Consider the following 25,684-nt stretch of genomic DNA (forward strand, 5'->3'; position numbering starts at 1 on the left):
CATGCTCACCGTGACGACCGTGAATGTGAACGGGCTGCGCGCCGCGGCCAAGAAGGGCTTCCTGCCCTGGCTGGAGGCCACCTCCGCCGACGTGGTGTGCCTCCAGGAGGTGCGCGCGGAGCCCGGCCAGCTGCCGGAGGAGGTCCGCGCGCCGCGGGGCTGGCACGTGGTGCACGCCCCCGCGGCGGCGAAGGGGCGGGCCGGGGTCTCGGTCTACTCGCGGCAGGAACCCGAGGCGGTGCGGATCGGCTTCGGCTCGCACGAGTTCGACGGCTCAGGCCGTTACGCCGAGATCGATCTGCCGGGGACCACGGTCGCCAGCCTCTACCTGCCCTCCGGCGAGGTCGGCACGGAGCGGCAGACGGAGAAGGAACGCTTCATGGAGGAGTTCCTCGCCCACCTGGTCACGCTCCGCGAGAAGGCCGCCGCCGGCGGCCGCGAGGCACTGGTCTGCGGCGACTGGAACATCGCGCACACCGAGCGCGACCTGCGCAACTGGCGTGCCAACCAGAAGAACGCCGGTTTCCTGCCGGAGGAGCGCGCCTGGCTGTCGCGGCTGTACGACGAGGCGGGCTGGACCGATGTCGTCCGCCGGCTCCACCCGGAGGGCGAGGGCCCCTACAGCTGGTGGTCGTACCGCGGCCGGGCCTTCGACAACGACAGCGGCTGGCGCATCGACCTGCACGTGGCCACCCGCGGCCTCGCCGCCCGCGCCACGACGGCCCGCGTGGAGCGCGCGGCCACCCACCCCGAGCGCTGGTCGGACCACGCCCCGGTCACGGTCGTCTACGCCCCCGCGTAGCGGGCCGCGCCCGGGCGTACGCAGCGGGCGGAGCGGCGCGGCGGGCGACGGCCGTATCGTCTAGGCATCTGCCGTCGCATCCGAGGAGTCCGCATGGCGCCCCCCGTCGTCCACTCGCTGCGCGAGCAGATCCGCGAGTACATCGTGGAGGGCATCGTCAGCGGGCGCTGGAAGCCGGGCGAGCGGATCGTCGAGCGCGGGATCGCGGTCGAGCTGGAGGTGAGCCAGACGCCGGTGCGCGAGGCGCTGCGCGAGCTGGAGGTCATGCGGCTCATCGAGTCGGCGCCGAACAAGGGCGTGCGGGTGCGCAATCTGACGGCGGCGGACCTGGAGGAGATCTACCCGGTGCGGGCCGGCCTGGAGCAGATCGCCGCCGAACTGGCGGCGCCCCGGCTGCGGGCGGATCTGTCGGTCCTGGAGGCCGAGGTCGCCCTGCTGCGCGCCGCCGACCGGGACGGTGACGCCCAGGCCCAGGTGCGCCACACGGTCGCCTTCCACCGGGAGCTGGTGCGCGCGTCCGGCAACAGCGTGCTGCTGCACACCTGGGAGTCGCTGGGCATCGAGGTCTGGACGGCACTGTCGATCCGCTGGCTCGGGACCCGTCAGCAGGCGTACGCGCAGGAGCACCAGGCGGTCGTCGAGGTCTTCCGGCGCGGCGACCCGCGGGTGGGCGAGCTGGTGAAGGAACACGTGCTCGGGTGCGCGCCACGCACCTGAGGCACCGCTGAGCGCGTCCCTCCGGATGCATACTTCTGTGACACGCGTCACATCTATTTGATCGATCATCGATCATAACTATGCTGAAAGCGGCCCCCGCCCCGAACCAGCTGGAAGGCGGTCACCGATGACCGACGCCACGCCGAGCATGCCCGCTCACCTGCCCGACCCCGACCCCGAGGAGACCGGCGAGTGGGCCGCCTCCCTGGACGCGGTCAGCCATGCCGCCGGTCCGCACCGCGCCGCGTACCTGATGCGCCGCACGCTGGACCACGCCCGGGCCACGGGGCTGGACGTGCCCGGTCCCCTGGAGACGGCGTACGTCAACACCATCGCGACCGCCGCCGAGCCGGAACTGCCGGGCGACGAGGAGATGGAGCGCCGCATCGCCGGCTGGAACCGGTGGAACGCGGCGGCGATGGTGACCCGCGGCAGCCGGCTCGGCCTCGGCGGGCACATCGCGACCTTCGCCTCGGCGGCCTGGCTGTACGAGACGGGCTTCAACCACTTCTTCCACGGCAAGCAGGCGCCGGGTGCCGCTCTGGCCGGGAGTTCGAAGCCGGAGTCCGGCGACCAGCTCTACATCCAGGGCCACGCCTCCCCCGGCATCTACGCCCGCGCCTTCCTCGACGGCCGGCTCACCGAGGCCGACCTGGACCGCTTCCGCCAGGAATCGGCCGGTGGCGGGCTGCCCTCGTATCCGCACCCCCGCCGGCTGCCGTGGCTGTGGGAGTTCCCCACCGTCTCGATGGGCCTGGGCCCGCTGAGCGCCATCCACCAGGCGCGCTTCAACCGCTACCTCCACCACCGCGGCATCAAGGACACGTCGGCCTCCCATGTGTGGGCGTTCCTCGGCGACGGCGAGATGGACGAGCCCGAGTCGACCGCGGCCCTGGCGCTGGCCGGCCGCGAGGGGCTGGACAACCTCACCTTCGTCATCAACTGCAACCTGCAGCGGCTCGACGGCCCGGTGCGCGCCAACTTCAAGATCGTGCAGGAGCTGGAGGCGCAGTTCCGCGCGGCCGGCTGGAACGTCGTCAAGTCGCTGTGGGGCTCGGCCTGGGACGAGCTGTTCGCGCTCGACACCACCGGCGCCCTGGTACGGCGGCTGCGCGAGGTGCCGGACGGCCAGTTCCAGACCTACGCCACCCGCGACGCCGCGTACATCCGCGAGCACTTCTTCGGCGCCGACCCGGCGCTCGTGGCGATGGCCCGGCTGCTGACCGACGCGAAGATCGCCGAGTGCTTCCACACCTCCCGCGGCGGACACGAGCCGCGCAAGGTGTACGCCGCCTACCGGGCGGCGGTCGAGCACAAGGGCGCGCCCACCGTGATCCTCGCGCAGACGGTGAAGGGCTGGACCCTCGGTCCCGGCTTCGAGTCGCGCAACGCCAACCACCAGATGAAGAAGCTCTCCGGCGAGCAGTTCCGCGCGATGCGGGACCTGCTGGAGCTGCCCATCCCGGACAGCGTCCTCGACACCGACGTGGTGCCCTACGTCCACCCGGGCGCGAACTCGCCCGAGGTGCGCTACCTCCAGGAGCGCCGCGCCGCCCTCGGCGGCCCCGCCCCGGCCCGTACCGTGCACCCCGTGGCGCTGCCCGAGCCGCCGGCCAAGGCCTTCGAGACCCTGGCCAAGGGCTCCGGCGGCCAGGAGATCGCGACCACCATGGCCCTGGTCCGGCTGGTGAAGGACCTGATGCGGGACAAGGAGACCGGCCGCCGCTGGGTGCCGATCGTCCCGGACGAGGCGCGCACGTTCGGCATGGAGTCGCTCTTCCCGAGCGCCGGCATCTACTCGCCGCTCGGCCAGACCTACGACCCGGTCGACCGCGACATGCTGATGTACTACAAGGAGGCCAAGGACGGCCAGGTCCTCAACGAGGGGATCACAGAGGCCGGTTCGATGGCCGAGTTCACGGCCGCGGCGACCGCGTACGCCACACACGGCGAGCCGATGATCCCGCTGTACATCTTCTACTCGATGTTCGGCTGGCAGCGCACCGCCGACCAGATGTGGGCCCTGGGCGACCAGCTCGGCCGCGGCTTCCTGATCGGCGCGACCGCCGGGCGCACCACCATGACCGGCGAGGGCCTGCAGCACGCGGACGGCCACTCGCATCTGATCGCCTCCACCAACCCGGCGGCGGTCGCCTACGACCCGGCGTTCGCGTACGAGGTGGGCGTGATCGTCCGCGACGGCCTGCGGCGCATGTTCGGGCCGGACTCCGAGGACGTCTTCTACTACCTCACGGTCTACAACGAGACCAAGGCGCAGCCGCCGATGCCCGACGCCCCCGGCGTCGAGGAGGGGATCGTCAACGGGCTGTACCGCTTCCGCGAGGCCGGCACCGCCGGACTGGCCGGAGACGCGCCGCGTCTGCAACTGCTCGCGTCGGGCACCGCGATCCACTGGGCGCTGGAGGCCCAGCGGTTGCTGGCCGCCGAGTGGGGCGTGGCGGCGGACGTCTGGTCGGCGCCCTCGTGGACCGAGCTGCGCCGCGGTGGTCTGGCGTACGACGCGGCCCGGCTGCGCGGTGAGGAACCGCCGCTGCCGCACGTCACGCGGGTCCTGGAGGGCGCGCCCGGTCCGGTGCTCGCCGTCAGCGACTGGATGCGCGCGGTCCCGGACCAGATCAGCCAGTGGGTGCCGCAGGACTGGTACTCCCTCGGCACCGACGGTTTCGGCCTCTCCGACACCCGTGAGGCCGCCCGGCGGCACTTCGGCGTCGATCCGCAGTCGGTGGTCGTGGCGGCGCTCGCGGCACTGGCCGCGCGCGGCGAGGTCAAGCGGGAGGCGGTCGAGGAGGCCCGCGAGCGGTACGGGCTGTAGCCCTTCCGGCGCGGCCCCTCGCCGCCCCCCCAACCCCCTGAAGCCCTCGTGCGCCCGGCGCGCACGGGGGCTTCGCCGTACCCGCCAGGGCGTCGCCGGAACGCCGCCGGACGCCCTCTGTCGAGATACATAAGCGAGTGATATAAATTCCTTATGCATCTTTCCGGTGACGACGCGGTCCATGCAGAGGCGATCGGCGCGGCCAGGGCCCTGGAGCGGCTGTACCGCATGCTGCGCAGGCTCACCCAGCCGAGCGAGCTGTCGCTCACCACGGTGGCGACGCTGTCGACCCTGGAGCAGTCCGGGCCCTTCCGGCTGACCGAGCTGGCGGCCCTGGAAGGGGTCACCCAGCCCGCGATGACGCAGGTGGTCTCGCGACTGCAGGAGTCGGGACTCGCGGTGCGCATGCCGGACCCGGCGGACGGCCGGGTCGTACTCGTCCACATCACCGACGCCGGCCGGGCCGCGATCGCCCGGCGCCGTGCGGTACGGGCCGAGCGTCTCGGGGAGTTGCTGGAGCAGCTGAGCGCGGACGAGCGGGCGGCCCTGAGCGCCGCGCTGCCGGCCATCGAGGCCCTGACCCGGCTGGGTCTCCCGGCCGGCCCGCCCACGGCTCAGCGCTCCACCGATTGATCAGGAATCACTTTCGACATCGGAGCACCTTCATGACCGCGCACGCGTCATCGTCCAGTTCCGTGAATCCGTTCAAACAGCCGAAGGCCGTCTTCGCGGTCGCCTTCGCCTGTGTGGTCTCGTTCATGGGGATCGGCCTGGTCGACCCGATCCTGCCCGCGATATCGGACCAACTGAACGCCTCCCCCAGCCAGGTGACGCTGCTGTTCACCAGTTATCTGGTGGTCACCGCGGTCGCCATGCTGATCACCGGCTGGGTCTCCAGCCGGGTGGGGGCGAAGCGGACGCTGATCGCGGGCCTCGCCCTGATCGTGGTGTTCGCCGCACTGGCCGGTACGTCGGGGAGCATCGGCGGCATCGTCGGCTTCCGGGCCGGCTGGGGCATCGGCAACGCGCTCTTCATCGCCACCTCCCTCGCGGTGATCGTCGCGTCGGCGAGCGGCGGCTTCGTCGGGGCGATCATCCTCTACGAGACCGCGCTGGGCGTCGGCATCGCGGTGGGCCCGCTGCTCGGCGGCGTGCTGGGTGAAATCAGCTGGCGCGGCCCGTTCTTCGGGGTCGCCGTGCTGATGGCCATCGCCCTGATCGCCACCGCCGTGCTCGTCGAGCCGATGCCACTGCCGGCCCGCAAGACCGGGCTGAGCGAGCCGCTGAAGGCACTGCGCCACCGCGGTCTGCTGACCATGTCGCTCACCGCGCTCTGCTACAACTGGGCGTTCTTCACCGTGCTCGGCTACGCCCCGTTCCCGATGGGGCTCGGCGCCATCCAGCTCGGCCTGGTCTTCACCGGCTGGGGTGCCCTCGTCGCGCTCTTCGCCGTCTTCGGCGCGCCCCGGCTGCAGGCCCGCCTCGGCATCGCCAAGACGCTGTACGCCAACCTGGCGCTGTTCGCCCTGACCGTGCTGGCCATCGCGATCTGGACCGACCACCCGGCCGTGCTGATCGTCTGCGTGATCGTCGCCGGTGTCTTCATCGGCGTCAACAACACCGTCACCACGCAGGCCGTGATGACCGTCTCGCCGGTGGACCGCGGTGTCGCCTCGGCCGCGTACGGCTTCGTCCGTTTCATCGGCGGCGGCCTGGCGCCCTTCGCCGCGGGCAAGCTGGTGGAGGCCTTCAACGTCCACGTGCCGTTCTACATCGGCGCGGGCGCCCTGGTGCTCGGCATCGTCATCCTCTCGACGGCGCACGGACTGCTGGGCCAGGCCGAGCGGCTCCAGGCCGAGCAGGTCGTGCCGGACGGGACCGCGGCGCCGGAGGCGGCGACGGCCACCGCGCCGTCGCTGCTGCCGGTCGAGCACGACGCGGCCGTGGCGAGCGATGCCGCCAAGGGCGCGATCGTCGCCGCCGTCGACGGCTCCCCGCTCGCCGAGCGGGTCGCCGACGCCGCCGGCCGGCTCTCGACGATCAACGGCCGCACGGTGTACGTGGTCCACGCCGAGGAGGCCGTCGTCACCGGGGTGTCGGCCACCGAGGGCGAGGACCTGGAGTCCGCCCTCGCCGCGGTGCGCGAACACCTGGAGCGGCTCACCGCGCGGGGCATCCCGGCGGTGGGGCACGTGCTGCGGCACGCCATTGGCCACGGCGATGTCGGCCGCCTCATCGCCGAGCACGCCGAGGCCGCCGGGGCACGCGCCATCGTCGTCGGCGCCCCGACGCACGGCGGGCTCTCCACGCTGATGGACGCGAGCGCCGGACAGGAGCTGATGCGTCACGCGACCTGCGACATCGTGCTGATCAACCCGCGGTCCGCGGAGGTGGGGGCCGCCGCCTGACCCGTACTGCGACGGCCCGTGAGGCGGCCGCGTCCCCCACGCCATCGAAATACGTCGAAAGCGGACGTATGGTGGCCAGACGGTGTAGTTCGCCGGGGGACGCGGCCACCGTGCTCTTCATGATCGTCACCCAGGCGCGCCGGAGGCGGCCATGGCGGATCCCAAGGGCTTTCTCACCACCCCGCGCCGCACTCCCGACAGGCGCCCGGTGGACGAACGGGTGCAGGACTGGCAGGAGGTGTACACGGGCCAGAGCCTGCTGCCGATCGTCTCCGCGCAGGCGGGCCGGTGCATGGACTGCGGCATTCCCTTCTGCCACGCCGCCTGCCCGCTCGGGAACATGATCCCGGACTGGAACGACCTGGTCTTCCGCGAGGACTGGGTGGCGGCGTCCGAGCGGCTGCACGCCACCAACAACTTCCCCGAGTTCACCGGACGGCTCTGCCCTGCGCCCTGCGAGAGCGCCTGCGTCCTCACGATCAACGCCGACCCCGTCACGATCAAGAACGTGGAGGTGGCGATCGCCGACCGGGCCTGGAGCGAGGGCCTGGCCGTCCCCCACCCCCCGGAACGGCACACCGGCCGCACCGTGGCGGTGGTCGGCTCGGGGCCGGCGGGGCTGGCCGCCGCGCAGCAGCTCACCCGGGCCGGGCACACGGTCACGGTGTACGAGCGGGACGACCGGCCGGGCGGCCTGCTCCGGTACGGGATACCGGAGTTCAAGATGGAGAAGCACCACCTCGACCGGCGGCTGTGCCAGATGCGGGCCGAGGGCACCCGCTTCCGCACCGGCACCGAGGTCGGCGGGGACCTCGAGGCGCACCGGGTGATCGCCGAGCACGACGCGGTGCTGCTCGCGGTGGGTGCCCGCGCCTGGCGGGAACTGCCCGTACCCGGGCGGGAGTTGGCAGGCATCCATCAGGCCATGGACTATCTGACGCTGGCCAACCGGGTGTGCGAGGGCGATCTCGTCTCGTCACCGGTCAGCGCGGAGGGCAAGGACGTGGTGATCGTCGGCGGCGGCGACACCGGTGCGGACTGCCTGGGGACCGTGCTGCGTCAGCACGCCGCCTCCGTGGTCCAGCTGGACATCAACCCCCTGCCGGGCTGGGACCGCCCCGAGCACGAGCCCTGGCCGGTGTACCCCCGGGTCTTCCGGATCTCCCCCGCCCACGAGGAGGCCCGGCTGCTGGGCCGCCGCGACCACTGGGACACCGCCGAGCACGGCTGCGTCCCGCTGCCCGGCCCGCAGGGCGACATCCGGGTCTTCTCCGCCTCCACGTTCCGCTTCGAGGGGGACGACGACGGGCATGTCGCCTCCCTGCACCTCGTCGGCGTGGAGCCGGCCGGACGGCGGCCCCGGGCTGGCACCGAGCGGGTCGTCCCGGCCCAGCTGGTGCTGCTCGCCCTGGGCTTCTCGGGCCCCGAGCGGGACACCGGCGTCGTCCCGCAACTCGGCCTGGAACTGGACGCGCGCGGCCGGATCGCCCGCGACGCCGCCTTCGCCACCACCGTGGAGAAGGTCTACGTCGCGGGCGACGCCGGGCGCGGTCAGTCCCTGATCGTCTGGGCCATCGCCGAGGGCCGCTCGGCGGCGGCGGCCGTGGACCGGGCGCTGCGCGGTGCGACCTGCCTGCCGGCGCCGATCACGCCGACGGACCAGCCGCTGGTGGTGTGACGACGGTGCGCGGGCGCGGGGCGAAACCGGCGGCGCGGTAGGCGTCGTCGATCAGCCGCATCGACTCGACCGCGTCATCGGCGTCGGTGGGCACCTTGATACCGTCCCGCACCAGGCCGGCGAAGGCCTCCAGCTGGTAGGTGTACGAGGTACGCCGCTCCAGCTCCTCCACCCGCTCGCCCTCCGGCGTCCGGACGAGCAGCCGGGCATCGAGGTGCGGCAGGACGAAGTTGGGCGCGGTGACCTCGCCCAGGCTGCCGACGACCCGCAGGCTCAGGTCCTCGGCGTCGGACGCCATGTTGCAGCGCGCCGTACCGGTGGCGCCGCCGGGGAAGACCAGGTCGGCCTCCAGCCACTCGTCCACGCCGGGCATACCGGCGTGCTCCCCGCCCCGGGCGCCCGTCAGGCGCGGCGCCCCGCCGCCCCAGGGGGCCAGCGCGCGCTGCGCGTGCAGGGCGTAGCAGCCGAGGTCCATCATCGCTCCGCCGGCCAGCTCCAGCGACCAGCGGGGGTCGGAGTCCGGCGGGGCGGGGATGTTCGTCGTGGCCTCGACGTGCCGCAGCTCGCCGAGCTCGCCGCTCTCCAGCAGCTCGTGCAGGCGCCGGAGGACGGGGTGGTAGAGGTAGTGGAACGCCTCCATGAAGGCGACGCCCGCCTTGGCGGCGGCGTCCCGGACCTCGATCGCCTCTTCGAGATTGCTTGCGGAGGGCTTCTCGGTGAGGACGTGCTTGCCCGCCGCGATGGCGGCGAGGTTCCACGGTCCGTGCAGGCCGTTGGCGAGCGGGTTGTAGACCGCCTCGATCTCGGGGTCGGCGAGCAGGTCGGCGTAGGAGTCGTGGACACGCTCGACGCCGTGGGCGGCGGCGTACTCCTCGGCGCGGCCGCGGTCGCGGGCGGCGACGGCGACCAGGCGGTGTCCGGTGATGCGGGCGGGGTCGACGATGGCGCGCTCGGCGATGCGGGCGGCGCCGAGCACCCCGATGCGCAGGGGTTCGGTGCTCATGCGGTTCGTACCTCTTCCATCCGTACGGGTCGGCGGTCGCGCAGTGACAACGTGCAGGCCTCGGCGATCCAGCCCGCCTCGACCGCGTCCGCGACGCTACACGGCGACGGCCGGCGCCCCGCGACCACCTCGGTGAAAGCGGCGAGCTCGGCCCGGTAGGCGGCGCGGAAGCGGTCCATGAAGAAGTGGTGCGGCGGTCCGGCGGGGAAGCGCGCGCCGGGCTCGACGGAGCGCAGCGGCAGCCCGTCCTCCAGGCCCACCGCGATGCTGTCCTTGGTGCCGTGCAGCTCCATCCGGACGTCGTAACCGCGCGGGTTGTGGCGGCTGTTGGAGATCAGGACGAGCGTGCCGTCGTCGAGCGTGAGCACGGCCGCCGCGGTGTCGGCGTCGCCGGCGGCGGCGATGTACTCGGCGCCGCGGTTTCCGCCCGCCGCGTACACCTCGGCGACCTCACGGCCGGTCACCCAGCGCACGATGTCGAAGTCGTGGACCGAGCAGTCGCGGAAGATGCCGCCGGAGACGGCGACATAGGCGGCCGGCGGCGGCTCGGGGTCGAGGGTGGTGGAGCGGACGGTGTGCAGGAGGCCGAGCTCACCGGCGGCGACGGCCTCCCGCGCGGCGGCGAAGCCCGGATCGAAGCGCCGGTTGTAGCCGATCTGCACGGGGACGCCGCTGTCCTGGACGGCGCGCAGCACCTCGACGCTCTCCCCGATCGTGCGGGCGACCGGCTTCTCGCAGAAGACGGGCACCCCGGCCTTGACCGCCGCCAGGATGAGCTGGGGGTGGGCGTCCGTCGCGGCGGCGACGACGATCCCGTCGACGCCCGAGGCGAGCACGTCCTCCGGAGAGGCGGCGACCTCGGCGCCGTGCCGGGTGGCCGCGGCCTCGGCCGCGGCGGCGACCGGATCGGTGACGACCAGGGACTCCACGGCGGGCAGCGCGGCCAGGGTCTCCGCGTGGAGGGCCCCGATCCGGCCGAGGCCCATCAGGCCGATGCGCATGGGTGGTTGCTCCTTGGGTGCGTTGCGTTGCGGGCGGGTCGTGGGCGGGTCGTGGAGAAGCGGGGGGTCAGTCCAGGCCGCCGAGGACGTTCTGGTCCCAGTCGACGACCGAGCCGGTGACCACGCCGCTGCGGTCGGACAGCAGCAGGACGACGAAGTCGGCGATCTCGTCGGCCTGTCCGAGCCTGCCCATCGGGAGCCGGCGGCCGGCTTCCTCGCGCCAGTCGTCGCCCGCGCCGTGGAAGGCGCGCTGGGTGGCGTCCTCGCCCTCGGTGTCGGTCCAGCCGATGTTGAGCCCGTTGATCCTGACGCGGTCCCACCGGTGGGCGTGCGCCGCGTTGCGGGTGAGTCCGGCCAGGCCCGCCTTCGCCGCCACATACGGGGCGAGGAAGGGCTGCCCGCCGTGGGCGGAGGAGGAGATCACGTTGACGATCGTGCCCGGCGCCGAGCGGGCGACCATGTCGGCGACGGCGGCCTGCATCGCGAAGAACGGGCCGCGCAGGTTGACCGCCACATGCGCGTCGAAGAGTTCCGGGGTGGTGTCGAGCAGGGTGCCGCGCGAGGTGAGTCCCGCGGCGTTGACCAGGCAGTCGATGCGGCCGTGGGCGGCCACGACGGCCTCCACGGCGCCGCGTGCCTGGCCGGCGTCGGCCAGGTCGCAGCGCAGGTACGCGGCCTTGGCCCCGGCGTCCGCCAGTTCGGCCGCCAGCGCCTCCCCGGGGCCGGGGCGGCGTCCGGTGACGGTCACGACGGCGCCCTCGCGGGCGGCGGCCCGGGCGACGGCGGCGCCGACGCCCTGGGTGCCGCCGTTGATCAGGACGATCTTGTCCTGGAGCAGTCCCATGCCTGCCTCCTATCGGCTCGTGCGGCGCTCGGCGGCCGCCCGCAGCGCGGTGCCCAGGGCGTCCGGGCTCCACTGCTCGCCGAGCGCGCGGCGCACCGTGTCGGCCTGCGAGGGCGGGGCGAGGCCGTCCACCGGCGGGTCGCGGTCGAGGTTGGTGGGGAAGGGGTAGCCCTCGGCGCAGGCCGCCACCACCGCGTCGAGCGCGGTCCCGGCGGCGCCCGCGGCCTTCATCCGCAGCAGTTCCGGATAGACGGCGTTCACCATGGCCTCGCGGTCGACGCTCTCCATGGCACGCCCGAAGGCGGAGGAGATCTGGAGCAGGTTGGCCATCCGCCGGATGTCCGCCGAGCGGTTGTGGCCGGCGGCGTGGAACAGCGCGGGGTTGAAGAAGACGGCATCGCCCTTGGCCAGCGGCAATTGGACGTGGTGCTCCTCGAAGTACGCCTGGAACTCCGGCAGCCGCCAGGCCAGATAGCCGGGCTCGTACTTCTGGGAGTGCGGCAGGTAGAGGGTCGGCCCGCTCTCCACGGGCATGTCGCAGTGCGCGACGGCGCCCTGGAGGGTCAGGACGGGCGACAGCCGGTGGACGTGGGCGGGAAAGCGGGCGGCGACCTCGCCCGGCAGGAAGCCGAGGTGGTAGTCGCGGTGCACGGTCTGCGCGGCGCCGCCGGGGTTCACCACGTTGATCTGCGAGGTGATCTGGTGGTCCGGGCCCAGCCAGGCCGTGGCGGCCAGGGCGACGGCCTCGTTGGCGTAGTACGCGGCGAAGACCGCGGGGGCGGCCAGTGCCAGCTTCTCCATGGCGTTCCAGACCCGGTCGTTGGCGCCGGGCCGGGCGAAGTGGTCGCCGGCGCCGGTGCCCGCGGCGCGCTGGTCGCGGATGAGCCCTTCGAAGGCCTCGGTGGCCCGGTCGACGACGTCCGCGTCGGGGTAGGCCCCCCGGAGCACGACGATCCCCGGACCGTCCATCAGGGCCCTGGCCAGCTCGGCCTGGGCCTCGCGGCGGCCGGCCGGAGTGGCCGCCAGGGCGAGCAGCCGCTCGCTGTCGTACAGCGGGACGCCGTGCTCGACGGCCTCGGCGTGCGGGTGGTCGCGCGGATCGCCGGGCCGCTCGGTCAGGGCGCGCAGGGCGTCGAGGTCGCAGTCGTCCTCGGACAGCCACATCCGGGGTCCCGCGGCGGTGAGGGACGTGAAGGACATCGGGGGTCCTTTCAGCGGGCTGGGTCGGGAGGGGATTTCCTGAAAGTCTAGGAACGGCAGTCCGTCAATCAACCGCAGAAATCCATCAAAAAACCCTCAGGAACCAGCCCATGGGCCACCCTTTCCCGATCCGCGAGATCGCCCGCCAGGCCGGTCTCAGCGAGGCCACCGTCGACCGCGTACTCAACGGGCGCGGCGGGGTCCGCGAGAGCACCGCGCGCGAGGTCCACCAGGCCGTCGCCGACCTGCGGCGGCAGCACGCGCAGATCCGCCTGGGCGGCCGCACCTTCATGATCGACATCGTGATGCAGGCACCGGAGCGCTTCTCCACGGCCGTGCGCGGCGCGCTGGAGGCCGAACTTCCCTCCCTGCGGCCCGCGGTGATGCGCTCGCGCTTCCACTTCCGGGAGTCCGGGCCGGTCGCGGGACTGGTCGCCGTCCTGGACCGGATCGCCGAGCGGGGCTCGCAGGGCGTGCTGCTCAAGGCGCCGGACGTGCCCGAGGTGACGGCCGCCGTCGGCCGGCTCGTCGCGGCCGGCATCCCGGTGGTGACGCTGGTGACGGACCTTCCGGCGAGCGGGCGGCTGGCGTACGTCGGCATCGACAACCGGGCGGCGGGCGCCACCGCCGCGTATCTGATCGGGCAGTGGCTCGGCGACCGGCCCGGCAATGTGCTGGTGACCATCAGCCGTGGCTTCTTCCGCGGCGAGGAGGAGCGCGAGATGGGGTTCCGGGCGACGCTGCGGGCCCTGCGGCCGCAGCGCGCGCTGGTGGAGATCACCGACAGCGACGGGCTGGACGACACGCTGCGCGAGCTGGTGCTCGGCGCGCTGCGCCGCGATCCGCAGATCCGCGCGGTCTACTCGATCGGCGGCGGCAACGTCGCCACCGTGGAGGCCTTCGACGCCCTCGGCCGCGACTGCCGGGTGTTCGTCGCGCACGACCTCGACCACGACAACACGCGGCTACTGCGCGAGGGCCGCCTGTCCGCGGTGCTCCACCACGACCTGCGCCAGGACATGCGGCACGCCTGCCAGATCGTCATGCAGGCGCACCGGGCGCTGCCCGGCGCCGCGCACGCGTGGCCCTCACCCATCCAGGTCATCACGCCGTACAACACGCCCATGGGATTCCCGCGCCCGGACCACTGACCGGCGGGAATTCCACGCGCGCCGCGGTTCAGGCGCCCGAGGTGATGCAGACCCTGGTGTGCAGCATGGGCGTGCCCTCGTCCGGGGTGCGCGTGTACGTGGTGCGCACCGAGACGACCCGCACATCGCGGTCGTGCACGGCGATCTCCTGACCGGCCTCCGGGATCGGGATCACCCCGCTGCAGCCCATGACGGCCAGCACCTCGTGACCGGATCCGTCGGGCTGCTGCCACGTGAACTCCATCGTGTGCCGCACGGGGGTGTCGTGGTAGATGCTCGCCCCGCGGGACAGCTCCTTCTCGCGGTCACTGATGTGCCGCAGGGTGGCAGGCATCTGATCCATGGCGTCCGTCCTCTCGTCCCGCGGTCGACCGGTCACTGTCGGCGATTGTCGCCGACCGGGCGGGGGCGCGCCTGCCGAGCGATCCGGCACCCGGCTCAGGCACCCCCCTGCTTCCCTGTCCCGCATCCGGGATATATTCCCGGATATGAGAGAGATGGATCCCGATCCCGACTCCATCGACGCCCGGCTCGCCGCCCGCCTCGCCAGGCTGCGGGCGGAGCGCGGCTGGTCGCTGGAGGAGCTCGCCGCGCGCACCGGCATCAGCCGCTCGACGCTCTCCCGGCTCGAACGCGGCGAGATCAGCCCTACCGCCGCGCTCCTCGGCCGGCTCGGCGCGGCGTACGAACGCACCATGTCCCGGCTGCTGGCCGAGGTCGAGGGCGAGCCCGCACAGGTGGTCCGCGCCACCGAGCAGCAGGTGTGGACCGACGGCCCCACCGGCTTCGTGCGCCGCTCCGTCTCGCCGCCGCACCCCGGGATGCGCGCCGAGGTGATCGAGGGGGTGCTGCGGCCGGGCGCCGACATCGCGTACGAGCACCCGCCGGTGGCGGGCCTGGAGCATCACGTCTGGGTACGCGAGGGCGCCCTGGAGGTCACCGTGCAGGACCGCGCCCATGCGCTCGGTCCCGGGGACTGCCTGCGCTTCCGGCTCTGGGGCCCCTCGCGCTACCGCTGCCCGGGCCCGGAGTCCGCCCGTTACGCCGTCGTCGTCGTACTGCCGTGAAGGAGGCGATCGCCGTGGACGCGATAGCCCCACTCTCCGCAGGGCAGTTGGCCGGCGCCGCGCCCGGCCTCGCGGCGCTGCTGGTGGACGCCGTGGCCGGCGGCGCCTCGCTGGGCTTCCTCGCGCCCTTCGGCCAGGAGGAGGCGCTGCGCTGGTGGCTCGGCCGCGGCACCGCCGTCGCGGAGGGCCGGCTGACGGTCTGGGCGGCCCGGGACGCGGAAGGCGTGACCGGGACGGTGAGCCTCTTCCGCGAGGAGAAGGCGAACGGCCGGCACCGCGCGGAGGTCGTCAAGCTGATGGTGCACCGCCGGGCCCGCGGCCGGGGCCTCGGCCGCACGCTGCTCGGCGCAGCCGAACGGGCCGCGGCCGCGGGCGGCGCGACCCTGCTGCTGCTCGACACGGAGACCGGCAGCCCCGCCGAGCACCTGTACCGCTCGGCGGGCTGGACGTCCTACGGCGTCGTACCGGGCCACGCCACCGACCCCGCGGGGGTGCCGCGCCCGACGACGTTCTTCTTCAAGTCCCTGGCGGACGCCGCGCCCGGCGCCTGAGGCCTCAGGAGGCGGGGACGGCCGGCAACCGGTTGGCGAGGCGGGCGTGGTGGACGGCCTGCGCCCGCACTTCCCTGATGCGGGCGAAGGCGGGCTCGTCAAGCGTCGCGGAACCTGGGGCACGGATCCATACTGTACGTATAGTTCGCACAGGAGGTTCCTCATGACATCGATCAGCGCGGACACCAGCGCCCGCGACTCCGGCACCTTCAGCATCGGCGGCGACCTGCCGGTGCACCGCCTGGGGTACGGCACCATGCAGCTCACCGGCGAAGGGGTCTGGGGCGACCCGCGCGACCCGGGGGAGGCCGTGCGGGTCCTGCGGCGCGCGGTGGAACTCGGCGTCACGTTCATCGACACCGCGGACGCCTACGGGCCGTTCACCGCCGACCTGCTGCTGCGCAAGGCGCTGCACCCCTACCCCGAGGACCTGGTGATCGCCACGAAGGTCGGGTTCGTGCGGACCGGCCCGGGCGCGTGGGTCCCGGTCGGCCGGCCCGCGTACCTGCGGCAGCAGGTGGAGCTCAGCCTGCGCCACCTCGGCGTGGAGCGGATCGACGTGCTCCAGCTGCACCGCATCGACCCGGAGGTCCCCGTCGCCGACCAGGTCGGCGAGCTCGCCGCGCTCCAGCAGGAGGGCAAGATCCGGCACATCGGGCTCAGCGAGGTGAGCACCGGCGACATCGATGAGGCCGCTCGGACGGCACGGATCGTGTCCGTGCAGAACCGCTTCAACCTGGCCGACCGCGCCGCCGAGGACGTGCTCGCGTACGCGGAGCGGCACGACATGGCCTTCATCCCCTGGTTCCCGCTCGCCACCGGCGAACTCGCCAAGCCGGGCGGCCCCCTGGAGCGGATCGCCGCCGACCAGGGCGCGTCCGCGTCGCAGCTCGCGCTCGCGTGGCTGCTCAAGCGCTCCCCCAACATGCTGCCGATCCCGGGCACGTCCAGCGTCGCCCATCTGGAGGACAACATCGCGGCGGCCGGACTCACCCTGACCGATGCGCAGTTCGACGCACTGACCGCGGCCGTCTGACGCTCGCGGCCCAGAGAGCGGGAACCCATGAGCAGTTGGTTCATCACCGGCGCCTCGCGGGGTTTCGGCGCGGAGATCACCCGCGCCGCCCTGGAGGCGGGACATGTCGTCGCGGCCACCGCGCGCGATCCGCGGGCCGTCCGGGCACTCTTCCCCGACGCGGGCGACGCGCTCCTCGCGCTGCCGCTCGACGTCACCGACGAGGAGCAGGCGCGAACGGCCGTCGAGGCGGCGGCCACCCGCTTCGGCGGCATCGACGTCCTGGTCAACAATGCGGGCCGGGGCGTGCTCGGCGCGGTGGAGGAGGTCTCGGACGCGGCGGCCAAGGCGGTCTACGAGACCAATGTGTTCGGCACCCTGAATGTGCTGCGCGCGGCCCTGCCCGGGATGCGCGCACGCCGCTCGGGGCACATCGTCAACATCAGTTCGGTCGGCGGCTTCACCGGCTCGCCGGGCTGGGGTGTCTACGCCTCCACGAAGTTCGCCGTGGAGGGCCTGTCCGAGGCGCTGGCCGGCGAGGTCGGGCCGCTGGGCATCCAGGTGACGATCGTGGAACCGGGCCGGTTCCGGACGGACTTCCTCGACAGCACCAGCCTGCACACCGAGGCGAAGCTGATCGAGGACTACGCACCCACCGCCGGCGGCACGCGCGACGCGATCTCCGAGCACAACCACACCCAGCCCGGCGACCCCGTGAAGGCCGCCCGCATCATCGTCGGCCTCGGCGGCAGCGAAAAGGCGCCGCTGCGGCTGCAGTTGGGGGCGGACAGCGTGGAACGGATCGAGGCCAAGCTGCGGTCGATGACGGACGAGCTGGAACGGTGGCGCCCGGTGGCCACCGGCACGGACTACGACGATGTCGCTGCCACCGGCTGAGCCGCACCCCCACCGCGCCGTCCCCGCCCCCTCGGTGCACCCGCGCAGCGTGCGGGCGCGGGAGGCGGTCCTGTCCGCGGCCGCCGACCTGCTCGCCGAGGGCGGGCTCGCGGCGGCCACGGTCGACGCCGTCAGCGCCCGCTCGGGCGTCAGCAAGATGACCATCTACAAGCACTGGCCCTCGCGCACCGCCGTCGCCGCCGAGGCCTTCGGCCGGCGGATGGCGGACGCGATCCCGCTGCCCGACAGCGGGGACGCGGTGGCCGATCTGCGCGAACAGGTGCGCCGCGTCAGCGGGTTCTTCGCCGGCGACAGCGGCCGGGTCTTCCGCCAGCTGCTGGCCGCGTGCGCCACCGACGCCGGGGGGGCACCCTATTTCCGCGCTTACTTCCTGCAGGCCCGCCGTGAAGCCGTCGCCGAACTGTGGGACCGTCTCGTCGCCGAGGGCAGGGCCCGGCCCGGGGTCACCGCCGGCACCGCGACGGACCTGCTCTTCGGGCCTCTCGTCTTCCGGCTGATGACCGGTCACGCCCCGCTGGACGAGGAGCAGGCCGAGGCCGTCGCCCTCGCCGCGCTGCACGGACTGCTGGCGGACGGGGCCTGAGGCGCGGGCGCACCGGCGCGCGGCGGGGGCGTGTCAGCGCGCGGTCAGCGCCCTGTCAGCGGGTACGGGCAGCCTTCCGGGCATGGACACCATGAGCCGGGACCTGACCCGCCACAGCCGGCGCCCGAAGGCCGGCGCCGGCGCGCCGGGCGCGCTGCGCGACTTCGCACGGTTCACCCTGAGCGGCGGGACGGTGGCCCTGGCATCCTCCGGGGTGCTGGAACTGCTGTCCGGCCCGATGGACTTCGTGGTCGCGAACGCGGCGGTGACGGCGGTCTCCACCGTGCTGGCGACGGAACTGCACGCGCGGTTCACCTTCAGAAGCGGGCGCGCCGGGTGGCGGGCACACGCGCAGTCGGCGCTGACGGTCGTGGTGTGCTGGCTGTTCACCACGGCCGCGATGCTCGCGCTTGCGGCGGTGTGCACGGCACCCGGCGTGCTCGTGCGGCAGTCGGTCTACTTGGCGGCCTCCGGTGCCGCCGGGGTCGCGCGCTTCGCGGTGCTGCGGGCGGTGGTCTTCGCGGGGCGCGGCGGCTCGGCGTCCTCGGTGTGGCGCAGGGCCGAGGCGTACATCTCGTCCGGGTCGAGGCGGCGCAGTTCCTCGGCGATGAGCTCGGCCGTGGTGCGCACCTTCAGCGCCAGGTGCCGGCTCGGCTGCCCGGGGATGGAGAGGGTGGCCAGCGGGCCCTCGGGACGGTCGATGTGGATGTCGCCGCCGGCGGTGCGCAGCCGTACGGCCGTGACCACCGGCCCGTCGGTGACGACGCGGTCCACCGGCACCCGCAGGCGGTTGCCGAGCCAGCGGGCGAGGAGTTCGGCGCTGGGGTTGTCGGCCTCGCTCTCCACCGCGGCGGACGTGACCGTGGTGCGGGCCTGGTCGAGCGCGGCGGCCAGCATGGACCGCCAGGGCGTCAGCCGGGTCCAAGCCAGGTCGGTGTCGCCGGGGGCGTAGGAGGCGGCGCGGGCGTCGATCTGCTGCAGGGGCCGCTCGACGGCGTACGCGTCGGTGATGCGGCGCTGCGCCAGCGCGCCCAGCGGGTCCTCGGCCGGGCGCTCGGGGGCGTCGACCGGCCACCAGACGACGACGGGCGCGTCGGGCAGCAGCAGGGGCAGCACCACGCTGTGGGCGTGGTCGGCGAGTTCGCCGTGCAGCCGCAGCAGCACGGTCTCACCGGTGCCGGACTCGCCGCCGACCCGCACCTCGGCGTCCAGCCGGGCGTCCTTGCGCTCGCGCGGGGAGCGGCCGGGCCGCTTGATGACCACCAGGTTGCGGGAGGGGTGCTCGCGCGAGGCGTCGGAGGCCGCCTTGAGGGCGTCGTAGTGATTGCCCTCGTCGGTGACGATGACGAGGGTCAGCACCATGCCGACGGCCGGGCTGCCCACGCTCCTGCGGGCGCGCACCAGGGCCGAATTGATCTTGGCCGAGGTGGTGTTGGTGAGGTCGATGTTCATGGCCGGCGCCAGCTCCTGCCGTCTCGTGCGAGCATCTCGTCCGCCGCCTTGGGACCCCAGGTCCCGGCGGTGTACTGCTCGGGCTTGCCGTGCTTGTCCCAGTGCTCCTCGACCGGGTCGAGGATGCGCCAGGACTCCTCGACCTCCTGGGGGCGGGGGAAGAGGTTCGCGTCGCCGAGCAGCACGTCCAGGATGAGCCGCTCGTAGGCCTCCGGGCTGGACTCGGTGAAGGACTCGCCGTAGGCGAAGTCCATCGACACGTCCCGGATCTCCATCGAGGTGCCCGGCACCTTCGAGCCGAAGCGCACGGTCACGCCCTCGTCCGGCTGCACGCGGATGACCAGGGCGTTCTGCCCCAGCTCCTGGGTGTCGGTACGGCTGAACGGCAGGTGCGGGGCGCGCTGGAAGACCACCGCGATCTCCGTGACCCGGCGCCCGAGCCGCTTGCCGGTGCGCAGGTAGAAGGGCACGCCCGCCCAACGGCGGTTGTCGATGCCGAGCTTGACGGCGGCGTAGGTGTCGGTCTTGGACTTGGGGTCGATGCCCTCCTCCTCCAGGTAGCCGAGCACCTCCTCGCCGCCCTGCCAGCCGTGCGCGTACTGCCCGCGCACCGTGTGGGCGCCCAGGTCGTCCGGGAGCCGGACGGCCTGCAGCACCTTGAGCTTCTCCCGGAGGAGGGCCTTGGCGTCAAAGCCCGCGGGCTCCTCCATCGTGGTCAGCGCCAGGAGTTGCAGCAAGTGGTTCTGGATGACGTCGCGTGCGGCGCCGATCCCGTCGTAGTACCCGGCACGGCCGCCGATGCCGATGTCCTCGGCCATCGTGATCTGCACATGGTCGACGAACGACCGGTTCCACAGCGGCTCGAACATCGTGTTGGCGAAGCGCAGCGCCAGGATGTTCTGGACCGTCTCCTTGCCCAGGTAGTGGTCGATCCGGAACACCTGGGCGGGCGGGAAGACCTCGTGGACGACGCGGTTGAGCTCCTGCGCGCTGGCCAGGTCGTGCCCGAAGGGCTTCTCGATGACGGCGCGCCGCCAGGAGCCCTCGGGCGCGTCGGCCAGCCCGTGCTTCTTCAACTGCTGTACGACCTGGGGGAAGAACTTCGGCGGCACGGAGAGGTAGAAGGCGAAGTTGCCGCTCGTGCCACGGGCCTTGTCCAGCTCGTCCACGGTGACACGGAGCTTCTCGAACGCCTCGTCGTCACCGAAGTCACCGGGTACGAAGCGCATACCGGCCGAGAGCTCCTGCCACACCTCCTCACGGAAGGGGGTGCGGGCGTGCTCCTTGACGGCGTCGTGCACGACTTGGACGAAGTCCTGATGGGCCCAGTCGCGGCGGGCGAAGCCGACCAGTGAGAAGCCCGGCGGCAGCAGTCCGCGGTTGGCGAGGTCGTAGACGGCGGGCATCAGTTTCTTGCGGGACAGGTCACCGGTCACACCGAAGATCACCAGGCCGGAGGGGCCCGCGATGCGGGGCAGCCGCCGGTCGGATGGATCGCGCAGCGGATTGATCCAGCTGTCGGTTTCCGTCATGGGTCCACTTCTCTTCGCGGTACGTCGGGTCGTCGTGGCGCGCGGCATCACGCGGCGCCGAAGAGTTCGAGCAGCTCGGTCTTGCCGAACATGCGGGCGGTGTCGATGGCCGAGGGGGTGCCGGCGGCCGGGTCGGCGCCGGCGTCGATCAGGGCCCGGACGACCTCGTCCTCACCCTTGAACACGGCACCGGCCAGAGGGGTCTGGCCGCGGTCGTTGGGACGGTCGGGGTCGGCGCCGTGCCGCAGCAGGGCGGCCACGGTGGCGGCGTGGCCGTGGTACGCGGCGAGCATCACCAGCGTGTCGCCCCGGTCGTTGGTGAGGTTGGCGGGCACGCCGGCGTCCACGTAGGCCACCAGGGTCTCCGTCCCGCCCTCGCGGGCGAGGTCGAAGACCTTGGCCGCCAGCTGCAGCACCTCGGGGTCGTGCGCCGGTTCGGCCTGCGGGGTCGGCTCGCTCATCGTTCCTCACTCGAATGGACGGGGGCTGTGCGGGGTCCGTGGGATCCACCTTATGCAGCGTCAACCACCTTCACACCCGCCGCATGCCCGGTGCCGGCACGGTTCCCCGGCGGCGACCGCATGAGAACCCATGGCCGAATCCCGACAAGGGTGACGATCACTCGTTCGGGGGACTTCGCTGCTCCGTCGGCGGGGCCTGCCACATGACACGCCGGGCGACCGGCAAGGATCTCGCCGGAGAAACCGTCCCCCAGGGCCGATCAGGCGAATTCTCCAGCAAATCACCCATTTGCTGGTTTTCAGATCTTATTACTTTCTGTAATTCTGGAACAACTCATGGTGACAGTCCCCATCACACAGGAGTAGCCCCATGATCCTGTCCATTTCAGGCGTCGTCCTGCTCGGCATCATCGTCTTCCTGTTCTTCCGCAAGGACGGCCTCAAGGCCTCCCACGCACTCGTCTGCGCCCTCTTCGGTTTCTACCTCGCGGGCACCGCCATCGCCCCGAGCATCAAGGCCGGAGGGGCGAGCCTGGCGAGCCTGCTGGGCGGGATCAAGTTCTAGCCGGGCCGTCACCGCACGGTCCACGCACCGGGCCCGGCGCGCCTTCGCACCGGGCCCGTCTCCGTTCCCGTCCCGCAACCATCCTCTGGAGCTCCTCGTGGTCCGGCGCCCCCTCCCCACCCTGCTGAGCAGCCGCCTCTCGCTCGCGCGCGGGCGCGACATGGCGCGCGGCGTCGCCGACAGCGCCACCGATGTGCTCCATCCGCTGATCGTGATCTCCCGCGGGATGCGCCGCCAGCTCGGCTGGCTGCGCGCCTGGTGGGGCAAGACCCCGCAGGACCGCCGCGGCCCCGCCCTGATGGCCTCGGTCGGGGCGGGCTTCCTGCTCCTGGTGCTCCTGCCGTACGGCGCCTACCTGGCCGTCGCCGCGCTCATGGGCTCGGCGGCGTGGATGGGCCGGGACCGTACCCCGGCGCCGAGCGGTCCCAGCGGCGCGGAGAACGACCGGCTGACCGCGCTGTACGAGTCGCTGGTGCCCTACCTGTCGGACGCGGGCGACCCCAGCCCGCTCTACGCGCACGACGGGAGCTGGGAGAACGTCTTCGGCGACTACGAGTTCGAGGACGGGCGGCTGACCCGGCTGCACCTGAAGTACCCCGCGTACTTCACCGACGGGGAGGCCGTGTCCCGGGCCCGCGTCGAACACGTCCTGCACGCCAAGGCCGGGCGCGGCCGGGAGTACCGCTTCGACTGGAACGAGGAGGAGAACCACCTCACCCTCAGCGCCCTCCCCCCGCTCCCCACCGGCATCGCCGCCCAGCGCTTCGTCACCGCGCCCGGCGAGACCGTGCTCGGCTTCACCGACGCCGAGGCCGTGCAGCGCACCGTGCCCGTCACCGACGGCGAGGAGGTCCACGACGCGCCGCCGGTGGTCTGGCGCACCGGGCCGCGTTCGACCGAACCGCACCTGCTCGCGCTCGGCCAGCCGGGCACGGGCACCACCACGCTCCTGCGGTCCATCGCGCTCCAGGCCCTGCCGGACGGCGACCTCGTGGTCATCGACGGCAGCGGAACCGGTGAGTACGCGTGCCTGAGCGGGCGGCCGGGCGTACTGGCGGTGGAGAGCGGACTCGCCGGCGCGCTGGCCACCCTGGAGTGGGCCGCGCACGAGACCGAGCGGCGCCTCATCGCCGTCAACCGGGCCCGGCAGGCCGGCCGGGGCGCGCCGGACGACGTGCGGCGGCCGCTGTGGATCCTGGTCGACGGGCCCACCGCCCTGACCCAGCTCGCGCACGCCGAGGGCCGGCCCGATCCGCAGGATCTGCTGGAGGTGCCGCTGCGCCACGGCCGCGGGGCCGGGGTCACCGTGGCCGTCGCCGACCAACTGGACACCGCCGACTCGCTGTCCCAGATGGTCGTCGCGCACACCAGGGCACGGGTGCTGCTGGGGGCGGTGACCGCCGACCAGACGCAGGCGGTGCTCGGCGCGCCCCAGAGCACGACGTCCGCCGCGCAGGTCCCCGCGGGACGCGGCTACGCGCGGCTGGGCTCGGGTCCGGTGCTGCGCATGCAGGTGCCCGCCACGCCGGACCCGTACGACGAGGAGACCAGCGACGCCCACCGGCAGGCGGTGCTGTCCCTGCTGCCCACGGCCGCCGTCGCCTTCGTCAAGGACGCCCCGGCGGTGCCGGACGCCCCCGCCGGGGCGCACCTGCGGCCGGCCGGCGGACCGGCGCTGGAGCACTGACGGCCGCCCGGCCGCGAGGCGTACGACGTCAGCGGCGCGGCGGCAGCCGGTGCAGGACGACCTGCGTCAGCGCGCCGCCCGCCACCACCGCGGTCAGATAGGTGCAGTACGGCTGCCGCCTGCGGTCGGTCGGCGAACCGGGGTTGAGCAGCCGCATGCCGCCGGGCGCCGTGGAGTCCCAGGGGATGTGACTGTGGCCGAAGACGAGCACGTCCACGCCCGGGAAGCGCTCCTCGCAGCGCCGCTCCCGCCCCTGCGCCGGCCCGGTCTCGTGGACGACGGCGAAGCGCAGGCCGCCGAGCTCCGCGTGCGCGACCTCGGGCAGCCGGGCCCGCAGCCCGGGGCCGTCGTTGTTCCCGTGGACGCCGATCACGCGCCGGGCGCGCGCCAGGAGCAGATCGAGGGTGGCCTCGTCGACCCAGTCGCCCGCGTGGAGGACGACGTCCGCGTGGGCGATCAGAGCCACGAGTTCGGACGGCAGCTCCTTGGCACGTTTGGGCACGTGCGTATCGGACATCACAAGTAGACGCACCCGTCCACGCTAACCGGCCGGGGACGCCGGGGCTCGACACGCGCATGGTGTGGGCGGCGCGTCCCCGCTGTCGCGGGACGCGCGGATCTCATCGCTGAAGGGCCGGGGTCATGTCCGCAGACATCCTCTCCACACAATCGGCGGAACTGGTGCAGCCGGCCGAGCCCGCCAATGTGAGCACCGCCCGGCACTTCACCTCCGAGATGCTGGTGATGTGGGGGCTGGCCAGGGAGGACCGGGACTGCGCCGAGCTGATCGTCGATGAACTCGCCGCCAACGCGGCGCGGTACGGCCGCGCCGAGATGTCGGTGCGGCTGACCATCTGCGGGCGGGGCCTGGTGATCACCGTGACCGACACCGGTGACGTCAAGGCGGAGTCGCCCGGGCAGGTCGACGGCACCCCGCCGGACGAGCACGGGCGCGGTCTGGACATCGTGCGGCGGCTCGCCGGTTCGACCGCCATCCACGACGACGAGCACACCCACCGGGTCGTGACCACGCGGTGCCTGGCGCCGCTCCACCGGCCCGTCACGCCGGCCGGGTCCGCCCAGCCGGTGTGACACGCACCGCCCTCATCGGCGGTCCGGCCACGGGGTGATGATGGCCGGGACCTTTTCCGGTCCGGCACGGCCGGCCCCGGAGCGACCGACGGAGAGGCATTCGGCGTGAACACCGGCACCACGTCCCCCGGCCGGACGGCACCGCACCGCGTCCTGGTCGTGCTCTTCGACGGGGTGCAGCTGATGGACGTCGCCGGGCCCCTGGAGGTCTACACCGCCGCCAACGAGTACGGCGCGGCGTACCGGACGTACACGGCCTCGCTCGACGGCAAGCCGGTGACCAGCACGGCCGGACTGCCGCTGATGCCCGACATGGCGCTGGACGCCGTGGACTTCGCCGTGGACACCCTCGTGGTCCCCGGGCGTTCGGACTGGTGGGCGGCGGTCTCCGACACTCCGCTCATCGAGGCCGTCACCCGGCTCGCGGTGCGCGCCCGCACCGTCGCCGCCGTGTGCGCGGGGGCGTTCCCGCTGGCGGCGACCGGGCTGCTGGACGGGCGCCGGGCCGCGACGCACTGGCGGCTCGCCGCCGACCTGGCCGCCCGCTACCCCGCCGTCACGGTGGACTCCGACGCGATCTTCGTGCGCGACGGCCGCTTCATCACCTCGGCGGGGATCAGCGCCGGCATCGACCTGACGCTGGCGCTCGTGGAGTCCGACCACGGGGCGGAGGTCGCCCGCGCCGCCGCCAAGTACCTGGTGGTCTTCATGGCGCGGCCCGGCGGGCAGTCGCAGTTCAGCGTGCGCCAGACGTCGAGGCACGCCGCGCACTCGGTGCTGCGCGACGTGCTGGACGAGGTGGCGGCCGATCCGGTGGGCGACCACAGCCTCCCGGCGCTCGCCGCGCGGGCGGGGGTGTCGCCGCGTCACCTGACCCGGCTGTTCCGCAACGAGACCGGCGGAACCGCCGCGGAGTACGTGGAGCGCGTCCGCGTGGAGGCCGCCCAGGCCCTGCTGGAGGCGGGCGCCGACGCCCTGGACACCGTCGCCCGGCGCAGCGGGTTCCGGTCGGAGGAGACCATGCGGCGTGCCTTCCGCCGCAGGCTGGGCGTCAGCCCGGGAGCGTACCGGGAGCGTTTCCGTACGACCCACCCCAACGGGGCCTCGCCCAACCGGGGTTGAGC

General features: G+C 73.2%; 26 protein-coding genes. 16 read left to right on the forward strand and 10 right to left on the reverse strand.

What is annotated here, in order from left to right; genetic code table 11:
- Position 1 precedes the first annotated feature (1 nt).
- From ACFWVC_RS04235 to ACFWVC_RS04260, 6 genes are all read left to right on the forward strand, one after another.
- On the forward strand, positions 2–802 hold the full coding sequence (locus tag ACFWVC_RS04235) for an exodeoxyribonuclease III (RefSeq protein WP_384276669.1): 801 nt from the start codon (positions 2–4) through the stop codon (positions 800–802).
- A 93-nt stretch (positions 803–895) separates the two neighbouring features.
- Positions 896–1,519 (forward strand): GntR family transcriptional regulator, encoded by a 624-nt coding sequence (locus tag ACFWVC_RS04240; RefSeq protein ID WP_384276673.1) that lies wholly within the window; start codon positions 896–898, stop codon positions 1,517–1,519.
- A 127-nt stretch (positions 1,520–1,646) separates the two neighbouring features.
- Positions 1,647–4,352, forward strand: coding sequence for a pyruvate dehydrogenase (acetyl-transferring), homodimeric type (aceE, locus tag ACFWVC_RS04245; protein WP_384276679.1), 2,706 nt, complete (start codon positions 1,647–1,649; stop codon positions 4,350–4,352).
- Between the two features lie 153 nt (positions 4,353–4,505).
- On the forward strand, positions 4,506–4,985 hold the full coding sequence (locus tag ACFWVC_RS04250; RefSeq protein ID WP_384276684.1) for a MarR family winged helix-turn-helix transcriptional regulator: 480 nt from the start codon (positions 4,506–4,508) through the stop codon (positions 4,983–4,985).
- A 32-nt stretch (positions 4,986–5,017) separates the two neighbouring features.
- On the forward strand, positions 5,018–6,760 hold the full coding sequence (locus tag ACFWVC_RS04255) for an MFS transporter (protein ID WP_384276687.1): 1,743 nt from the start codon (positions 5,018–5,020) through the stop codon (positions 6,758–6,760).
- Positions 6,761–6,911: 151 nt separating this feature from the next.
- Positions 6,912–8,438 (forward strand): glutamate synthase subunit beta, encoded by a 1,527-nt coding sequence (locus tag ACFWVC_RS04260; RefSeq protein WP_384276691.1) that lies wholly within the window; start codon positions 6,912–6,914, stop codon positions 8,436–8,438.
- On the opposite strand, the gene ACFWVC_RS04265 is transcribed toward ACFWVC_RS04260, so the two are convergent.
- From ACFWVC_RS04265 to ACFWVC_RS04280, 4 genes are all read right to left on the reverse strand, one after another.
- Positions 8,407–9,441: a Gfo/Idh/MocA family protein gene (locus ACFWVC_RS04265; protein ID WP_384276697.1), complete on the reverse strand. Its 1,035-nt coding sequence runs from the start codon at positions 9,439–9,441 to the stop codon at positions 8,407–8,409. The genes ACFWVC_RS04260 and ACFWVC_RS04265 overlap by 32 nt on opposite strands.
- Complete coding sequence (locus ACFWVC_RS04270; protein ID WP_384276704.1) at positions 9,438–10,442, reverse strand: Gfo/Idh/MocA family oxidoreductase; 1,005 nt, start codon at positions 10,440–10,442, stop codon at positions 9,438–9,440. The genes ACFWVC_RS04265 and ACFWVC_RS04270 overlap by 4 nt, the downstream gene beginning before the upstream one ends.
- A gap of 67 nt (positions 10,443–10,509) precedes the next feature.
- Positions 10,510–11,286, reverse strand: a complete 777-nt coding sequence (locus ACFWVC_RS04275; protein ID WP_384276709.1) for an SDR family oxidoreductase — start codon at positions 11,284–11,286, stop codon at positions 10,510–10,512.
- Between the two features lie 9 nt (positions 11,287–11,295).
- On the reverse strand, positions 11,296–12,486 hold the full coding sequence (locus ACFWVC_RS04280; RefSeq protein WP_384276717.1) for a phytanoyl-CoA dioxygenase family protein: 1,191 nt from the start codon (positions 12,484–12,486) through the stop codon (positions 11,296–11,298).
- Positions 12,487–12,596: 110 nt separating this feature from the next.
- Here ACFWVC_RS04280 and ACFWVC_RS04285 point away from each other — a divergent pair, with 110 nt between their 5' ends.
- Entirely contained in the window at positions 12,597–13,637 is a 1,041-nt protein-coding gene (locus ACFWVC_RS04285) for a LacI family DNA-binding transcriptional regulator (protein ID WP_384276724.1), read from the forward strand.
- Positions 13,638–13,665: 28 nt separating this feature from the next.
- On the opposite strand, the gene ACFWVC_RS04290 is transcribed toward ACFWVC_RS04285, so the two are convergent.
- A complete protein-coding gene (locus ACFWVC_RS04290) occupies positions 13,666–13,980 on the reverse strand; it encodes a hypothetical protein (protein ID WP_384276728.1) in 315 nt (104 codons plus the stop codon).
- Positions 13,981–14,125: 145 nt separating this feature from the next.
- Here ACFWVC_RS04290 and ACFWVC_RS04295 point away from each other — a divergent pair, with 145 nt between their 5' ends.
- The 5 genes from ACFWVC_RS04295 to ACFWVC_RS04315 all read left to right on the forward strand — a co-directional run bounded on the left by ACFWVC_RS04295 (position 14,126) and on the right by ACFWVC_RS04315 (position 17,771).
- Positions 14,126–14,704 (forward strand): helix-turn-helix domain-containing protein, encoded by a 579-nt coding sequence (locus ACFWVC_RS04295; RefSeq protein ID WP_384276733.1) that lies wholly within the window; start codon positions 14,126–14,128, stop codon positions 14,702–14,704.
- Positions 14,705–14,718: 14 nt separating this feature from the next.
- On the forward strand, positions 14,719–15,255 hold the full coding sequence (locus ACFWVC_RS04300; RefSeq protein WP_384276737.1) for a GNAT family N-acetyltransferase: 537 nt from the start codon (positions 14,719–14,721) through the stop codon (positions 15,253–15,255).
- 163 nt (positions 15,256–15,418) lie between these two features.
- The gene (locus ACFWVC_RS04305) at positions 15,419–16,291 is read left to right on the forward strand and encodes an aldo/keto reductase (protein ID WP_384276743.1); all 873 of its coding nucleotides are present in this window, start codon (positions 15,419–15,421) and stop codon (positions 16,289–16,291) included.
- A gap of 27 nt (positions 16,292–16,318) precedes the next feature.
- Entirely contained in the window at positions 16,319–17,167 is an 849-nt protein-coding gene (locus ACFWVC_RS04310; protein ID WP_384276750.1) for an oxidoreductase, read from the forward strand.
- Complete coding sequence (locus ACFWVC_RS04315; RefSeq protein ID WP_384276757.1) at positions 17,148–17,771, forward strand: TetR/AcrR family transcriptional regulator; 624 nt, start codon at positions 17,148–17,150, stop codon at positions 17,769–17,771. Before ACFWVC_RS04310 ends, ACFWVC_RS04315 begins: the two co-directional genes overlap by 20 nt.
- A gap of 33 nt (positions 17,772–17,804) precedes the next feature.
- Here the strand turns inward: ACFWVC_RS04315 and ACFWVC_RS04320 are convergent, their stop codons facing one another.
- From ACFWVC_RS04320 to ACFWVC_RS04335, 4 genes are read right to left on the reverse strand one after another with little or no spacing between them, the layout of a single operon-like run.
- The gene (locus tag ACFWVC_RS04320) at positions 17,805–18,197 is read right to left on the reverse strand and encodes a hypothetical protein (protein WP_384276763.1); all 393 of its coding nucleotides are present in this window, start codon (positions 18,195–18,197) and stop codon (positions 17,805–17,807) included.
- A gap of 30 nt (positions 18,198–18,227) precedes the next feature.
- Positions 18,228–19,223: a glucose-6-phosphate dehydrogenase assembly protein OpcA gene (gene opcA, locus ACFWVC_RS04325; protein WP_384276770.1), complete on the reverse strand. Its 996-nt coding sequence runs from the start codon at positions 19,221–19,223 to the stop codon at positions 18,228–18,230.
- Positions 19,220–20,755: a glucose-6-phosphate dehydrogenase gene (gene zwf / locus ACFWVC_RS04330; protein ID WP_384276776.1), complete on the reverse strand. Its 1,536-nt coding sequence runs from the start codon at positions 20,753–20,755 to the stop codon at positions 19,220–19,222. Before zwf ends, opcA begins: the two co-directional genes overlap by 4 nt.
- A gap of 47 nt (positions 20,756–20,802) precedes the next feature.
- Complete coding sequence (locus ACFWVC_RS04335) at positions 20,803–21,216, reverse strand: ankyrin repeat domain-containing protein (RefSeq protein WP_384276780.1); 414 nt, start codon at positions 21,214–21,216, stop codon at positions 20,803–20,805.
- 370 nt (positions 21,217–21,586) lie between these two features.
- Between ACFWVC_RS04335 and ACFWVC_RS04340 the strand changes: the two genes are divergently transcribed.
- Both ACFWVC_RS04340 and ACFWVC_RS04345 read left to right on the forward strand, forming a co-directional pair.
- Positions 21,587–21,781, forward strand: a complete 195-nt coding sequence (locus ACFWVC_RS04340) for a hypothetical protein (protein WP_018534760.1) — start codon at positions 21,587–21,589, stop codon at positions 21,779–21,781.
- Positions 21,782–21,878: 97 nt separating this feature from the next.
- Positions 21,879–23,468, forward strand: coding sequence for a hypothetical protein (locus ACFWVC_RS04345; protein ID WP_384276792.1), 1,590 nt, complete (start codon positions 21,879–21,881; stop codon positions 23,466–23,468).
- A gap of 28 nt (positions 23,469–23,496) precedes the next feature.
- Here ACFWVC_RS04345 and ACFWVC_RS04350 read toward each other — a convergent pair whose 3' ends face one another.
- Entirely contained in the window at positions 23,497–24,000 is a 504-nt protein-coding gene (locus ACFWVC_RS04350) for a metallophosphoesterase family protein (RefSeq protein ID WP_384276798.1), read from the reverse strand.
- Between the two features lie 110 nt (positions 24,001–24,110).
- Between ACFWVC_RS04350 and ACFWVC_RS04355 the strand changes: the two genes are divergently transcribed.
- Together ACFWVC_RS04355 and ACFWVC_RS04360 are read left to right on the forward strand one after the other, a co-directional pair.
- Positions 24,111–24,560 (forward strand): ATP-binding protein, encoded by a 450-nt coding sequence (locus ACFWVC_RS04355; protein WP_384276805.1) that lies wholly within the window; start codon positions 24,111–24,113, stop codon positions 24,558–24,560.
- 105 nt (positions 24,561–24,665) lie between these two features.
- Positions 24,666–25,682 (forward strand): GlxA family transcriptional regulator, encoded by a 1,017-nt coding sequence (locus ACFWVC_RS04360; protein ID WP_384276812.1) that lies wholly within the window; start codon positions 24,666–24,668, stop codon positions 25,680–25,682.
- The last annotated feature ends 2 nt before the right edge of the window (positions 25,683–25,684 follow it).

Source organism: Streptomyces sp. NPDC058691 (assembly GCF_042714775.1).
GTDB lineage: Bacteria > Actinomycetota > Actinomycetes > Streptomycetales > Streptomycetaceae > Actinacidiphila.